Annotated in this window: 10 protein-coding genes; 7 read left to right on the top strand and 3 right to left on the bottom strand. The window is 60.1% G+C overall.

Going from position 1 to position 14,825, the window contains the following annotated elements; genetic code table 11:
• Window positions 1-17 precede the first annotated feature (17 nt).
• The 3 genes from nagZ (at window position 18) to MRS74_RS04860 (ending at window position 5,198) form a co-directional block, all read left to right on the top strand.
• Entirely contained in the window at window positions 18-1,031 is a 1,014-nt protein-coding gene (gene nagZ / locus MRS74_RS04870; protein ID WP_254579160.1) for a beta-N-acetylhexosaminidase, read from the top strand.
• Between the two features lie 27 nt (window positions 1,032-1,058).
• The gene (locus MRS74_RS04865) at window positions 1,059-2,216 is read left to right on the top strand and encodes a mechanosensitive ion channel family protein (protein WP_254579159.1); all 1,158 of its coding nucleotides are present in this window, start codon (window positions 1,059-1,061) and stop codon (window positions 2,214-2,216) included.
• 258 nt (window positions 2,217-2,474) lie between these two features.
• Window positions 2,475-5,198, top strand: a complete 2,724-nt coding sequence (locus tag MRS74_RS04860; RefSeq protein ID WP_254579158.1) for a CHASE domain-containing protein — start codon at window positions 2,475-2,477, stop codon at window positions 5,196-5,198.
• Window positions 5,199-5,289: 91 nt separating this feature from the next.
• Here the strand turns inward: MRS74_RS04860 and MRS74_RS04855 are convergent, their stop codons facing one another.
• Together MRS74_RS04855 and mfd are read right to left on the bottom strand one after the other, a co-directional pair.
• Window positions 5,290-5,877 carry a CsiV family protein gene (locus MRS74_RS04855; RefSeq protein ID WP_254579157.1) on the bottom strand — a complete coding sequence of 196 codons (588 nt, stop codon included), beginning with the start codon at window positions 5,875-5,877 and terminating at the stop codon, window positions 5,290-5,292.
• On the bottom strand, window positions 5,874-9,308 hold the full coding sequence (gene mfd, locus MRS74_RS04850) for a transcription-repair coupling factor (RefSeq protein ID WP_254579156.1): 3,435 nt from the start codon (window positions 9,306-9,308) through the stop codon (window positions 5,874-5,876). The genes MRS74_RS04855 and mfd overlap by 4 nt, the downstream gene beginning before the upstream one ends.
• Window positions 9,309-9,510: 202 nt before the next feature.
• Here mfd and MRS74_RS04845 point away from each other — a divergent pair, with 202 nt between their 5' ends.
• Entirely contained in the window at window positions 9,511-10,950 is a 1,440-nt protein-coding gene (locus MRS74_RS04845; RefSeq protein ID WP_254579155.1) for a glyceraldehyde-3-phosphate dehydrogenase, read from the top strand.
• A 208-nt stretch (window positions 10,951-11,158) separates the two neighbouring features.
• Here the strand turns inward: MRS74_RS04845 and MRS74_RS04840 are convergent, their stop codons facing one another.
• Window positions 11,159-11,461, bottom strand: coding sequence for a hypothetical protein (locus tag MRS74_RS04840; protein ID WP_254579154.1), 303 nt, complete (start codon window positions 11,459-11,461; stop codon window positions 11,159-11,161).
• A gap of 43 nt (window positions 11,462-11,504) precedes the next feature.
• On the opposite strand from MRS74_RS04840, the gene MRS74_RS04835 reads away from it, so the two are divergent.
• The 3 genes from MRS74_RS04835 to MRS74_RS04825 are packed head-to-tail and all read left to right on the top strand — an operon-like array spanning window position 11,505 to window position 14,824.
• Window positions 11,505-12,845, top strand: a complete 1,341-nt coding sequence (locus MRS74_RS04835; protein ID WP_254579153.1) for a Na(+)-translocating NADH-quinone reductase subunit A — start codon at window positions 11,505-11,507, stop codon at window positions 12,843-12,845.
• A gap of 4 nt (window positions 12,846-12,849) precedes the next feature.
• The gene (locus tag MRS74_RS04830; protein WP_254579152.1) at window positions 12,850-14,058 is read left to right on the top strand and encodes an NADH:ubiquinone reductase (Na(+)-transporting) subunit B; all 1,209 of its coding nucleotides are present in this window, start codon (window positions 12,850-12,852) and stop codon (window positions 14,056-14,058) included.
• Window positions 14,048-14,824: a Na(+)-translocating NADH-quinone reductase subunit C gene (locus tag MRS74_RS04825; RefSeq protein WP_254579151.1), complete on the top strand. Its 777-nt coding sequence runs from the start codon at window positions 14,048-14,050 to the stop codon at window positions 14,822-14,824. The genes MRS74_RS04830 and MRS74_RS04825 overlap by 11 nt, the downstream gene beginning before the upstream one ends.
• Window position 14,825 lies beyond the last annotated feature (1 nt).

Raw genomic sequence — 14,825 nt, 5'->3', positions numbered from 1 at the left:
AGAGCAGAGGAATTTCCATGACAGCCGCTGTACTGATGCTAGATCTGGCGGGCACCGAACTGAGTGCCGATGAAGCGGCGCTGCTGGCCGACGACGCCATTGGTGGGCTGATTCTGTTCAGTCGCAATTTTGAAAGCCCGGTCCAGCTGCGCCAGCTGATCGCGGCAGTGCGGGCGCTCGCGCCGGATATTCTGATCGCGGTCGATCACGAGGGCGGGCGGGTGCAGCGCTTTCGTCAGGGATTCACGCTGCTGCCCGCCATGGGTGTGCTGGCGCAGCGTTATGCCTGTGCGCCTGACGCGGCGCTGGCTGAAGCGGTGGAGCTCGGCTGGCTGATGGCCGCAGAGCTGCTGGATATGGATATCGATATCAGCTTCGCGCCTGTGCTGGATCTGGATTATGGCCGCAGCCGGGTGATCGGCGATCGCGCCTTTGGCGGTGATGGGGCAACGGTCAGCGCCCTGGCCGGAGCCTTTGTGCGCGGCATGGCTGAGGCTGGCATGGCCGCTACCGGCAAGCACTTCCCGGGGCACGGCTGGGCCGAGGCGGATTCCCATCTGGAGATTCCCACCGACGAGCGGGACCTGGCCACCATTGAACAGCAGGACATGCAGCCCTTTGCGCAGCTCATCGCTGAGGGGCTTGCCGGCGTCATGCCGGCCCATGTTATCTACAGCGCGGTGGACCCCTCACCCGCCGGTTTTTCGCACTACTGGCTGCAGCAGGTGCTGCGTACGCAGCTGGGCTTCAGGGGTGTCATCTTCAGTGATGACCTGAGCATGGAGGGCGCTGGTTTTGCCGGCGGCTATGCGGCCCGTGCCGCCCGCGCGCTTGAAGCCGGCTGCGACATGCTGCTGGTCTGTAATCACCCCGAAGGCGCACGTGAGGTGCTCGACTATCTGCGGGCGCACCCCCGGGTACCCAACCCGGCTATTGCGGCGCTGCGTGGTGACAGGCAAGCAATAGACCAGCAGCGCCAGGTACGGGCGCAGGCGCTGGCAGCAGAGCTGCGGGCACTCAAACAGGGTTAATCTGACATCAAGCGGAGAATGTAACGGATGTGGCAAGCGTTTAGTGAGCAGCTGGCGAATTACTGGCCCTTCGGCCCGGAGACCAGCTGGATGTTGCGGGTCTTTCTGATTGTCTTTATGACCATGCTGCTTAATTACCTTTCCAACCGGCTGTTCCGGCGTCTGAGTGTGCGCCTGGAGCAGACCGCCAATGTCTGGGATGACCTGCTGCTGGCGGCGGCGCGGCGTCCCATTGCGGCACTGATCTGGATCTTTGGTGCCGCCTGGGCGCTGGAGGTGATTGATCGTCAGACCGGCACCATGCTGATGGATGTGGTGGGGCCGGTGCGCCGCATGGCGGTGATCGTGTTGATCACCTGGTTCCTTATACGTCTAATTCAGCGCGCCGAAGTGGCGCTGGTGTCGCCGCAGAAGGTCAAGACGCCGATGGATCAGACCACGGTCGGCGCCATCGGCAAGCTTCTGCGTCTGTCGATCATTATTACCACGGCGCTGGTGGTACTGCAGAACTTCGGTTACAGCGTGTCCGGCGTCATGGCCTTTGGCGGTATCGGCGGCATCGCCGTGGGTTTTGCCGCCAAGGATTTGCTGGCCAACTTCTTTGGCGGTCTGATGATCTACCTGGACCGCCCGTTCAAGGTGGGGGACTGGATTCGCTCCCCGGACAAGAATATCGAAGGTACGGTGGAGGAAATCGGCTGGCGCCAGACCCGCATCCGCACCTTCGACAAGCGTCCGCTCTATGTGCCTAACGCCACCTTCGCCAGTATTTCGGTGGAGAACCCCTCGCGCATGACCAACAGACGCATCTACGAAACCATCGGTGTACGCTACGACGATGTCGGGCGCGTCAAGGCGATAGTGGCGGATGTGCATGCCATGCTGCGCCAGCACGAGGAGATTGATCAGGAGCAGACGCTGATCGTCAACCTCAACAGCTTCGGCGCATCGTCGGTCGATTTCTTCGTCTATACCTTTACGCGCACCACCAACTGGATACGCTTCCATGAGATCAAGCAGGATGTGCTGCTGCGCATCATTGAGATCATTGAAGCCCGTGGTGCAGAAGTGGCGTTCCCGACCCAGACGCTGCACCTGGCCTCGTTGCCGGACGCCGTGGCGGCTCAGGGAGCTCTTTCATCCCAGACCGAGTCGCGCTCGGAGCGAGCACCGGCAAAGGCCTGAGCGGGCTGTTCAGGACCTGGGCTCGGCATGCCCCTATGAATCCCGCCACCTGGTACCAGGTGGCGGGATTCGTCGTTTTGGTGCTGGGCGCACCACCACCACGGGTTCGTGACAGGCTTTTGTGGCACGCTGGCACCTCGTTGGAAGATGATGCACTATTGCTTTGGAGGATACTGCGCCGCTCGCCGACAGCTGTTATTTAGCCGTCGTCGTGGCCCTAAGGCTCCTTTCCCCATCGATTCAGAGGCGGCCCGCTACATGGATAAATTTTTGCGTGCAGGGAGCAAGCAGGGCTGGCTGGCGGCGGTGTTGATACTGTGCATCGTGTACGCCCTGGTGGGGCGGCTGGCGCTGCTGCTGGCCATACCGCCTGGCTATGCGACGGCTATTTTCCCCTCCGCCGGTATTGCCGTCGCGGCCCTGCTGATATGGGGTAACCGTCTGTGCCCAGGCATTTTTCTGGGGTCGATGCTGCTTAATGGCTGGGTGGGGCTGGAGCGGGGGGCGCTGTCTCTGGCGGCGATGGAGGTGTCCATCGGCGCTGCCAGCGGTGCGATGCTGCAGGCGCTGGCAGGGGCCTGGCTGGTGCGTCGGGTGCTGGGGTATCCGACCTCCCAGTCCCGTGAACAGGATATTTTCAGGTTTATGCTGCTGGCGGGCCCTGTCGCTTGTCTGGTGAATGCGAGTATTGGGGCGACCAGCCTGTATATCGGCGGCGTTATCAGTATTGCCGAGTATGGCTACAGCTGGTTTACCTGGTGGGTGGGGGATGCCATCGGTGTGCTGATTGCAGCGCCGCTGATGTTTATCTGTTTTTCTCAGCCCAGGTCATTGTGGTGGGGGCGGCGCCATTCGGTGGCGGTGCCGCTGTTGTTGTCGCTGGCGTCGGTGATTCTGCTGTTTGTCTGGGTTAGCAAGTGGGAAGCGGAGCGTGCCGAGCTTGAGTTCCGCAAGGCGGCGAGCGAAGCGGCAGAGGCTTTGCGGAGCACTGTGGCCGGTCACCTGGATTCTGTCGCATCAATCGAGCGTTTATTTGTCAGTTCATCCCGGGTAACGCGCCCGGAATTCAGTGCCTTTGTCGAAAACATGCTGCTGCAAAAGCCCGGCATTCAGGGGCTGGGCTGGAACCCGCGTATCACCGATGCCCAGCGGGCGGATTTCGAAGAGTTAGTGCAGGCGGAGGGCTTTCCCGGCTTTGCAATCACCGAGCGGGACGCCACCGGGGCGCTGGTGCGGGCGGGAAAACGGCCTGAGTATGTAGTGGCGACCTATCTGGAGCCGCTGGGCGACAATGGCAAGGCCTTGGGGTTTGATGTGGCGTCCAGTAACGAGCGTCTGGAGGCGCTGAATCAGGCGCGGGATACGGGGCTTGCAGTGGCGACAGCGCCGATTACGCTGGTGCAGGAGAGCGGGTCCCAATCTGGTTTTTTGCTGTTTCACCCCGTATATAGCGGCACGAGCAGTAGCGAGCCTGAGCGCAGGCGGCATCTGGCCGGTTTTGCGGTCGGTGTATTCCGTGTCGGCGACATTGTGGATGCGGTGCTGAGGGCCAGGCTGCCCGGCGATATCCTGTTGTCGATCGACGATCGGGCAGCGACGTCCGAGAGGGGGCATCTCTATGGGGTGGATGATCACGCGGATTATGCGGCGGCCTCCTATGGCTTCACCGCTGATCTTGATGTTGCTGGGCGGCTGTGGACGCTGCAGTTCTGGCCGTCGGCGGGGTACATGTCGGGTCATCGTGGCTGGCAGGCCTGGGGCGTGCTGGCAACAGGGCTGCTTTTTGCCAGTGTGCTGGGTGCATTTTTGCTGGCCATGACAGGCCGGGCCTATGAGGTGGGGGTGCTGGTGCAGCGCCGTACGGCGGAGTTGAGCGGGATTCTTAACACTGCCATTGAAACTATCATGACGCTGGATGGCAAGGGGCGGGTGGAGTCGGTTAACCCGGCTGGCGAGGCGCTCTTCGGTCAGCCCGCCGAGGCACTGGTCGGGCGATTGATCAGTGAGGTTGTGCCGGAGTTTTTCATCAGTCTGGTGGTCGGCACTGGCGGGCTGCGGTCGTTGTCCGGTGCGGGCAGTCGCTTCGATACCTGGGTCTTGCGTCCTGACGGCAGCCGGGTGCCCATTGAGCTTGCGGTGAGTCCGTTGCCGATTGGAGAGCGCATGCGTTACACCCTGATCATTCACGACCTGACCGAGCGGCATAAGGTCAATCGCATGAAGGATGAATTCATCTCTACGGTGAATCATGAGCTCAGGACGCCACTGACCTCGATCAAGGGGGCGCTGGGGCTGGTGGTGGGAGGGGTGCTGGACGACCATCCCGACAAAAAGGCCAGCGCCATTGAGTTGTCCTACGGCAACTGTCAGCGGCTTGAGGTCCTGATCAACGATCTGCTTGATATCGGCAAGATTCAGTACGCTGATGTCGAACTCAAGCTGCAGCCGTTGCCGGTCAATGCTCTGGCCGAGAAGGCGCTGGCGATGAATCAGGGCTATGCCGACAAGTTTGGCGTGCAGTTACGCCTGGTGCCCTGCCCGGGTGGGCCCGCGTTTGTGCTCGGGGATGAAAATCGCCTGCTGCAGGTATTGTCAAACCTGCTGTCCAACGCCTGCAAGTACTCACCGACAGGAGGCGACGTTGTTATGTCTGTCCTGCCTGAGAATGCGCAGCTGCGTATCTGTGTCGCGGACTCGGGCCCCGGTATTCCGCTGGAGTTTCAGGGGCAGGTATTTGAGCGTTTTACCCAGGCGGACTCATCGGACACGCGCCGCCTGGGTGGTACCGGGCTGGGGCTCGCCATTACGCGGGCCATCGTTGAGCGCCATGGCGGCAAGATCGGTTTTGACAGTATGCCGGGGCAGGGGACGGTGTTTCATGTCGATCTGCCGGTGGCGACGGTTGTCACAGATCCTTCCAGGGAGGCTTCTGAAAAGACCTTTGACGAGTCGCCGGCAAAGACGGCTAAGAGTCTGCTGTAGGCGCGCCCTCGTACTAGATAAATGGCTTTGATCAAAAAAGGGCTCCGCGAGGAGCCCTTTTTGTATGTAAAGGCCTGAGGAGGGGCGCTGTCTAGCGCTGAATCAGTACCAGTACGCCGAATAGCGGGTTATCCAGGTAGTGAATCTCGTTGGCTTCCATGCGCCGCGGCGTATCCAGCGTTGCCGTTTGCAGATTGCCGGCGCTCTGTAAACGGGTGTAGTACAGATCGGGTCGCACCTGCAGGAAGGTGTCGCGGTCGATGCTGATGTAACCATCCAGCTCGTAGGCGCCGTTGGGCATCAGCTGGCCGCCGCGCAGATGTACTGGTCGGCTGCTGTCCCGATTGCCCACTGGCTGATACCAGGCGCTGTGGAACAGGGTGCGGAATCCCTGCTGGCGTGCCAGACGGTTTTTTTCCGCTGTCAGTACCAGGTTATTGTCGGGCAGGCGCTGATAGGTGCCGCTGCCACCGTTGCCCAGTTCTGCCGCCCCGGCAATACGCGGGATCTCCAGGCTGTGCCAGGCCTGCTCTTTCAGGGCCGCCGGGTCCTGATTGGCGAAGACCAGCACTTCCACCTTGTAGACGGGGCTCTCGGCCCGGGCTAACAGGCTGAGCAGTGTCAGCAGAGTGAACGCCAGGCTAGTCAGCAGCGGGGACTGGGTTGGGTGAAATCTCATGCAGAAAGCTCGTTAAGAAGGTTTTCGACGGTCTGGGTGCGCAGTTCGGGCGTCGTCATCTCGACATTGAAGCGTAACTGGCTGGCGCCTTCGAGTTTGAAACGTCGCGGCTGGCTCTGGACCAGGGTGACCAGTTTGTACGGATCTATAGTGGTATCGGAGTTGAATTCGATGCGTCCGCCTTTATCGCCGGCATCGACCTTGGCAATTCCCAGTGCGCTGGCGCGCAATTTGAGTGTCGTGATGCGGAACAGGCTCTTCACCGGTTCCGGCAGCAGGCCAAAGCGGTCAATCATTTCCACCTGGAGCTCATGCAGCTGGGTGTCATTGCTGGCGTTGGAAATGCGCTTGTAGAGGATAAGCCGGTTGTGCACATCGGGCAGGTAGTCTTCCGGGATCAGGGCCTGCAGGCGCAGGTTGATCTCGGGGCCGTGCTGCAGCGGGGCATCCGGGTTGGGGGTCTTGCCATCGCGCATCGACTGAATGGCCTGCTCCAGCATCTCCATATAAAGCGTAAAGCCAACGCTCTGCATCTGGCCGCTCTGGCCTTCCCCCAGCAGCTCGCCGGCGCCACGGATTTCCAGATCGTGGGTCGCCAGGGTGAAGCCTGCGCCTAGATCGCTGGCCTGGGCGATGGCTTCCAGTCGCTTGCCGGCATCCGTGGTCATATTGGCGATGGGCGGTGTCAGCAGATAGGCGTAGGCCTGGTGGTGGGATCGGCCGACACGGCCGCGCAGCTGGTGCAGCTGGGCCAGGCCGAACTTGTCGGCCCGGTCAATAATAATGGTGTTGGCGTTGGGGATATCGATGCCGGTTTCGATAATGGTGGTGCATACCAGCAAATTGTTGCGCTTGTGGTAGAAATCGGTCATGACCTTCTCCAGCTCGCGCTCGCGCAGCTGGCCGTGGCCAATGCCGATGCGGGCCTCGGGCACCAGAGCCTTGAGCTCTTCTGCGGTGCGCTCGATGGTCTTGACCTCGTTGTGCAGATAGTACACCTGGCCACCGCGCAGCAGTTCACGCAGGATGGCCTCTTTGATCATGGGTTTGTCGCTTTCGCGCACGAAGGTCTTTACCGACAGGCGTCGCGCCGGTGCCGTGGCGATGATCGACAGGTCACGCATGCCGGACATGGCCATATTGAGGGTGCGCGGAATCGGCGTGGCGGTGAGGGTGAGTATATCCACCTGGGCGCGCAGGGACTTGAGGCGCTCTTTCTGCTGGACGCCAAAGCGGTGTTCCTCGTCGATAATCACCAGGCCCAGATCCTTGAACTGGACGTCGCCCTGCAGCAGCTTGTGGGTGCCGACGATAATGTCGATCTCGCCCGAAGCCAGCTTTTCCTGCGCCTGGGTCTGCTGGCTGGTGCTGCGAAAGCGTGAGATCAGTTCGACGTTGATCGGCCAGTCGGCAAAGCGGTCGCGAAAGTTATCGTAATGTTGCTGTGCCAGCAGGGTGGTGGGTACCAGTATCACCACCTGCTTGCCGTTCTGCACCGCCAGGAAGGCGGCGCGCATGGCCACCTCTGTCTTGCCAAAGCCGACGTCGCCGCACACCAGGCGATCCATCGGCTTGGGTGCGGTCATGTCATTGATAACGGCTTCGATGGCCAGTGCCTGGTCAGGGGTTTCCTCGAACGGGAAGCTGGCGCTGAACTGGCGGTATTCGGCATCCGGGTTGCCAAAGCTGAAGCCTTCTCGGGCACCGCGACGGGCATAGATATCCAGCAGCTCGGCGGCGGTATCGCGTACCTTTTCGGCCGCCTTGCGCTTGGCGCGGATCCATTGCTCGGTGCCCAGGCGATGCAGCGGGGCATTGTCATCGCTGCTGCCGCCGTAGCGGCTGATCAGGTGCAGTGCACTGACCGGTACATAAAGCTTGGCGTTGTCGGCATATTCCAGTGTCAGGAATTCATTCTGCTGGCCGTCCAGTTCGATGCACTGCAGGCCCAGATAGCGGCCGACGCCGTGATCAAGGTGTACCACGGGCGCGCCTATACGCAGTTCTGACAGGTTCTTGATGACCTGGTCGGCCTGTTCCTTGTCGCGGCTGCGACGCCGGCGCTGAAATACCTGCTGGCCGAAGAGTTGGGTTTCGGTGATCAGCTGGCACTGGCCCGGCAGGTTGAGGCCCAGTTCCAGTGGATAGACGCAGATGCCGTGGCGCGGCTGCTGGTCGGTAAAGTCCTGCCAGTTCTCAACGCTGCGCGTCTTTATGCCGGCCGCGGCGAAGAGTTCGAGCAGGGATTCGCGTCGCCCGGCGGATTCGGCGCAGAACAGTATGGGTTCCGGGTGGCCATCCAGGAATTCGATCAGTGTCGCCATGGGCTGATTTGACTGGGCGTTGACGGGCAGTGTCGGCGGCTCCTCGAACCGACTGTCCTGGGCGCCGCCGCCATTGCCTGCGCTGTCGCTGTGCAGTACCAGCCGTGGCAGGCGCTTGAGGGCGCCGAACAGGTCGGCGACCCGGGTAAACACTTCTTCAGGCGCCAGCAGTGGGCGTTCGATATCGTGGCGGCGCTCTTCATAGCGCGCCTGGGCTTCGTGCCAGAACTGCTCGGCCGCCGCCTCAAGGCCCGGGTCGCACACCACCAGGGTGTTGTCCGGCAGGTAGTCGAACAGCGTCATGCTGCTATCGAAAAACAGCGGCAGGTAATACTCGATGCCAGGGGGTGTCACGCCATTGCTGACGTCCTGGTAGGTCGGGCAGCGGCCGGGGTCGACGTCGAAGCGTTCGCGCCAGCGCTGGCGAAATCCGGTGATGGCGCTGGCGTCGAACGGGAACTCCTGGGCCGGCAGCAGGCGCACCTGCTCCACCTGCTCGATGGAACGCTGGGTTTCGGGATCAAAGACGCGCAGGGTTTCAATTTCGTCATCGAACAGGTCGATGCGATAGGGCAGGCGGCTGCCCATGGGGTAGATGTCGAGTATGGCGCCGCGCTGGGCGAATTCGCCATGTTCGTACACGGTTTCAACGGCCCGGTAACCTGCATCGCTCAGCATCTGGCGGGTTTCGCTGGGGTCCAGTTTTTGTCCGGTGTCCAGCAGCAGGCTGTTGCCGCCGATGAACTGGCGCGGTGCGATGCGCTGCATCAGGGTGGCGGCGGTGACGATCAGGATGCCGCGGCTCAGCTGCGGCAGCCGATACAGGCTCAGGATACGTTCTGAGATGATGTCCTGGTGCGGTGAAAAATTGTCGTATGGCAGGGTTTCCCAGTCGGGAAAAGACAGCAGCTCGACCTCGGGATCAAAAAAGGCGATTTCGCTGGCCAGGCGCACAGCGGTATCGCTGCTGGTGGCGATGACCAGGGTCACGCCCTTGTGACGACGGGCGGCGGCGGCGGCGAGGTAGCCCTGGGCGCTGCCTTTTAACTGGCCGATACGCTTTATATCGCCCGCTCCCGCCGGCATCGGATAGTCCAGTTCAAACACGGTTGCTGACTCCTTGAAGCCCCGGTTACAAAAGCGGCCTATGTTAACGCCTGCAGGGTCAAAAGGGCAGACTTGCGATCCAGGAGGCCTGCGTCAAATGCTGCAGTGCGAAAGTCGTAGTCGGCAAGTTTGCCCCGCTTGGCGGAAAAAGCCATAATGCGCCCGCAGCCAATTTCAGCCTTGACGTTATTTGGAGTTACCTGTGAGCCAAGAACTAGTATTCGCAGACTGGAAAGCGCGAGAAGCGCTGGCAGAGGCCATGGTGCCGTTAATCGGCCGTCTCTACCGCGATCGGAATGTTGAAACTTCTGTGTTCGGACGCCTTGTGCACAAGCGTTCGGTCACCGATATCCTCAAGGCGCACCGCTTTGCGCGCCAGATGATGCAGGATCAGGAGGAACTCAGCGTTCATGATACCTATCCGGTACTGGAAGCTGTTGACAAGCTGGGTGTTGCCAACGCGCACGTAGACGTCGGCAAGCTCGTAATCAAGTTCCGGCACGAAGGCAACGGTGATATCGAAGCCTTCCTGAAAAAAGAACTCGACAGCGTGATCGGCGCTCCTGAGCGCGAACCTACCGATGTGGTGCTGTACGGCTTTGGTCGCATTGGCCGCCTGCTGGCGCGCCTACTGATCGAGCGTACCGGTGGTGGCCAGTCCCTGCGTCTGCGTGCCATCGTCGTACGCCGTGGCAATGCCGAGAATGATCTGGAAAAACGCGCCAGCCTGCTGCGTCGTGACTCCGTACACGGATCTTTCAAGGGCACGATTCAGGTCGATGAAGAAAACCAGGCCCTGATTGCCAATGGCAACGTGATCAAGGTGATCTTTGCCGATGCGCCTGACACTATCGATTACACCGATTACGGCATCAGCAACGCGTTGCTGATCGACAACACCGGCAAGTGGCGTGATGCCGATGGCCTGAGCCTCCACCTGCGTGCGACAGGCGTGTCCCGCGTGTTGCTGACGGCGCCTGGCAAGGGCATCAAGAACATCGTCATGGGCGTGAATCACCAGGATATTCTCGACGAAGACCGCATTCTGTCTGCCGCATCCTGCACCACCAACGCCATTGTGCCGGTGCTGAAGATGATCGATGAGAAGTTCGGTGTGCTGAACGGTCACGTTGAAACCGTACACTCCTACACCAATGACCAGAATCTGATCGACAACTATCACAAGGGTGATCGTCGTGGTCGGGCGGCGGGTCTGAACATGGTCATTTCCGAGACCGGTGCGGCCAAGGCTGTTGCCAAGGCGCTGCCGCAGCTCGAAGGCAAGTTGACCGGTAACGCGATTCGCGTACCGACGCCAAACGTCTCCATGGCCATTCTGAACCTGAACCTGGAGAAGGAAACCAGCAAGGAAGAGCTGAACGCCTACCTGCGTGATGCTGCACTCTTCTCCGATCTGCAAAAGCAGATCGATTTCAGCACCTCGCCTGAAGCCGTATCGACAGACTTCGTCGGTTCCCGTGCCGCCGGTGTGGTGGATGGTCTGGCGACCATCGTCGATGGCAAGCGCTGCGTACTCTACGTCTGGTACGATAACGAGTTCGGTTACAGCTGTCAGGTGTTCCGCATGATGCAGAACATGGCTCACTGCACCCTGCCGGCGTTCCCGCCTCAGTCGATCTGATTCAGATCCCGCTGGTCTGGATCGTTCTGATGCAGGCCTGACCGGCGCGGCCTCTTTTTGAGAGGTCTGACCGGCTGCACCTCTGGTGCAGCCGGTTTTTGTTTATATGGACTCAGCTTGCTGGCTGTCTCGGTTGCTGTAGTCCGCTCTTTGCCGTTCGGATCATTGTCTGACAGTTTTTTTGTATCCGCCTGATCTGGCGCAGCCTTTATCCGCCGCCTGTACGACCAAGGTCGGGTTGTACCCCGTGTGCTAGTCTGGTGAGGCTCCGCTTGAGTGCGGCTTTATTCCCGTCGTGATGCTTTTTTGTGCGCTCCCTTTGCCCGCGTTGAAAATTATCGAACTTAAATGAAGCAAAGGGCCTGATTGCAAAGGTACTTTGTAGAAAAGACAGGCTGCGCTCAGTTATACTGTTGCGGATTTTTGGCGGGACAAATCTTTCCTTGGGACAAAAGCAAAACAGCATCTCGATCGTTGCCGGGGCAGCGTTGACTTGATGACTGATGTTCAAGGGCGGAGTCCTGAAACATAGTTAACGTGATTGGGTGAGGCGTATGATCAAGATCAATAAGGGTCTGGATCTACCGATTGCGGGGGCACCGGAGCAGCTGATTAGCGCAGCTCCGACCGTGCGCTCCGTCGCCGTGATGGGTCCGGATTATGTAGGCATGAAGCCTACGATGGCCGTCAAGGTGGGGGACCGGGTAAAACTCGGTCAAGTGATCTTTTCCGACAAGAAAACAGAAGGCGTCGACTTCACGGCACCTGGCGCGGGTGTCGTCAAGGAAATCAACCGTGGCGAACGTCGGGTACTGCAGTCTGTTGTTATCGAACTGGATGACAACGAGGAAGCAGTCGAATTTGCCAAGTACGATGCCGGTCAGCTGGCGGGTCTTGAGCGTGCTCAGGTTGAGCAGAACCTGGTGCAGTCCGGACTCTGGACAGCGTTTCGTACCCGTCCGTTCAGCAAGGTTCCTCAGCCTGGCAGCGAGCCACACTCGATCTTCGTTACCGCGATCGATACAAACCCGCTGGCCGCCGACCCTCAGGTCGTTATTGCCGAACAGGCCGATGCCTTTGCCAATGGTCTCAAGCTACTGACCGTGCTGAGCAAGACCAAGGTCTACCTCTGCACGGCTGCAGGCGCCAAGGTCAATGCGGTCGAAGGCGTGCAGTTGTCCGAGTTCTCCGGTGTTCATCCGGCCGGCAACGCCAGCACTCACATTCATTTCCTCGATCCTGTATCCCGCACCAAGACCGTCTGGTCTGTGGGCTACCAGGATGTTATCGCCATGGGCAAGCTGTTCACCGAAGGTCGCCTGTCGACTGAGCGTGTGATTGCTCTGGGTGGTCCGCAGGTCGACAAGCCGACTCTGTTGCGTACCCGTCTGGGCGCGAACCTGGCGGAAATCTGCGCCGGTCGCCTCAAACCCGGTACCAATCGCGTGATCAGCGGTTCCATCTGGAATGGCCGCAGTGCCGCAGGCCCCATGGGCTATCTCGGCCGCTACGCCACCCAGGTCAGCGTGCTGGAAGAAGGCTACAAGCGCGAATTCATGGGCTGGATCGCGGCCGGGGCCGAGAAGTTCTCGGTACTGAACATGTTTACCTCCGTGCTGAGCGCAGGCAAGAAGTTTGCCTTCACTACCAGCACTAACGGTTCCGAGCGTGCCATGGTGCCGGTGGGGCAGTTTGAAACCCTGATGCCGCTGGATATCCTGCCGACGCAGCTGTTGCGTGCCCTGATCACCGGTGACATCGTGACCGCGATGCAGCTGGGCTGTCTGGAACTGGATGAGGAAGACCTCGCACTCTTTACCTTCGCCTGCACGGGCAAGTACGAGTACGGCCCCATTCTGCGCGACAACCTGCTGCGTATCGAGAAGGAGGCCTGATCCAATGAGCCTGAGAAACGTTCTTGACAAAATGGAGCCGCATTTCCATAAAGGCGGCAAATATGAAAACTGGTATGCGCTGTACGAAGCGGTCGATACCATTTTCTACACCCCGGGGCAGGTGACCAAAAGCGCCGCCCACGTGCGCGATGGCGTCGACCTCAAGCGCATGATGATCCTGGTGTGGCTCTGTACTTTTCCGGCCGTGCTCTTCGGTCTGTACAACGTTGGCTTCCAGGCTAACACTGCCATGGCGAGCCTGGGTCTGACCGAAGCGAGCAGCTGGCAGGGTGGCATTGCCGGTGCTCTGACATCGTTCAATCCGGACAGCCTCTGGGACAACATCATACACGGTGCTGCCTACTGGATTCCCGTCTACGCGGTGACCTTTGTGGTCGGTGGTTTCTGGGAAGTGCTGTTCGCGATGAAGCGTGGCCATGAAGTCAACGAAGGCTTCTTTGTCACCTCTATCCTGTTCGCGCTGATCCTGCCGCCGTCCATTCCCTTGTGGCAGGTTGCCCTGGGCATCAGCTTTGGTGTGGTGATCGGCAAGGAAGTGTTCGGTGGTACCGGCAAAAACTTCCTTAACCCGGCACTGACCGGTCGTGCTTTCCTGTTCTTCGCCTATCCTGCGCAGATGTCGGGCGATGCGATCTGGACGGCCGTTGACGGCTTCTCCGGTGCTACGCCGCTGGGTCTGGCAGCGGCGGGCGGTGTGGATGCCATTCTGGCGCAGAACATCACCTGGTTTGATGCCTTCGTCGGCAATATTCAGGGCTCGGTGGGTGAAGTGTCCACGCTCTGTATCGCCATCGGTGGCCTGGTTCTGCTCTACACCCGCGTTGCAGCCTGGCGCATCGTTGCCGGCGTGCTGGCGGGTACGGTGGCGACCACCGTGCTGCTGAACCTGATCGGTTCCGATACCAACCCCATGTTCAGCGTGCCTTTCTACTGGCACATGGTGCTTGGCGGTTATGCCTTCGGTCTGTTCTTCATGGCCACGGATCCGGTGTCGGCGTCCATGACCAATACCGGCAAGTGGTACTTCGGTGCCCTGATCGGCCTGATGGTTGTGCTGATTCGCGTCGTCAACCCGGCCTTCCCGGAAGGCATGATGCTGGCAATCCTGTTCGGTAACCTCTTTGCACCGCTGATTGACAGCTTTGTGGTGCAGGCGAACATCAAGCGGAGGATGAAGCGCCATGGCGGCTAAAGATTCCATCAGTAAAACGATTACCGTGACGGTTCTGCTGTGCGTGGTTTGCTCGGTGGTGGTATCCGCCGCCGCGGTACTGCTCAAGCCACAGCAGGTTTCCAACAAGGAACTGGATCGCAAGTCCAACATCCTGTCGGCGGCGGGCATCAGTGAGCCCGGCAAGTCCGTGGATGAGCTCTTCGCCCAGATCACCACCAAGATCGTCGATCTGGAGACCGGCAAGTTCACCGATGCGGTGAATCCGGCGACCTACGATGCGGCCAAGGCTGCCAAGGATCCGGCACGCTCCATCAAGCTGGATCGCCAGGACGATATCGCCTCCATCAAGCGTCAGGCCCGCTATATGCCGGTATACCTGGTGCAAAATGGAGACCAGATCGAACGCATTATCCTGCCGGTACACGGTTACGGCCTCTGGTCTACGCTGTACGGATTCCTGGCACTGGAGGGCGACCTGAACACAGTGGTGGGTCTGGGCTTTTATTCCCACGCCGAAACGCCGGGTCTGGGTGGCGAGGTCGACAACCCGGCCTGGAAGGCACTCTGGCCAGGCAAGCAGGTGTATGCAGAGGGTTCCATGGAGCCCTTGCTTCACCTGATCAAGGGCAATGTGAATCCGTCTTCGCCGGATGCGGCTCATCAGGTTGATGGCCTGTCCGGCGCGACTCTGACCAGCAATGGCGTGAGCAACCTGGTTAAATTCTGGCTCGGCGAGAATGGCTATGCGCCGTTTCTGGCTAACCTGCGTGCAGGAGGGGTGTAAA

The sequence above is a fragment of the Marinobacterium sedimentorum genome (genome assembly GCF_024267675.1).
GTDB lineage: Bacteria > Pseudomonadota > Gammaproteobacteria > Pseudomonadales > Balneatricaceae > Marinobacterium_A > Marinobacterium_A sedimentorum.
Note: the sequence above shows the minus strand (reverse complement) of the source record. Positions and strands in the feature narration are given on the sequence as shown.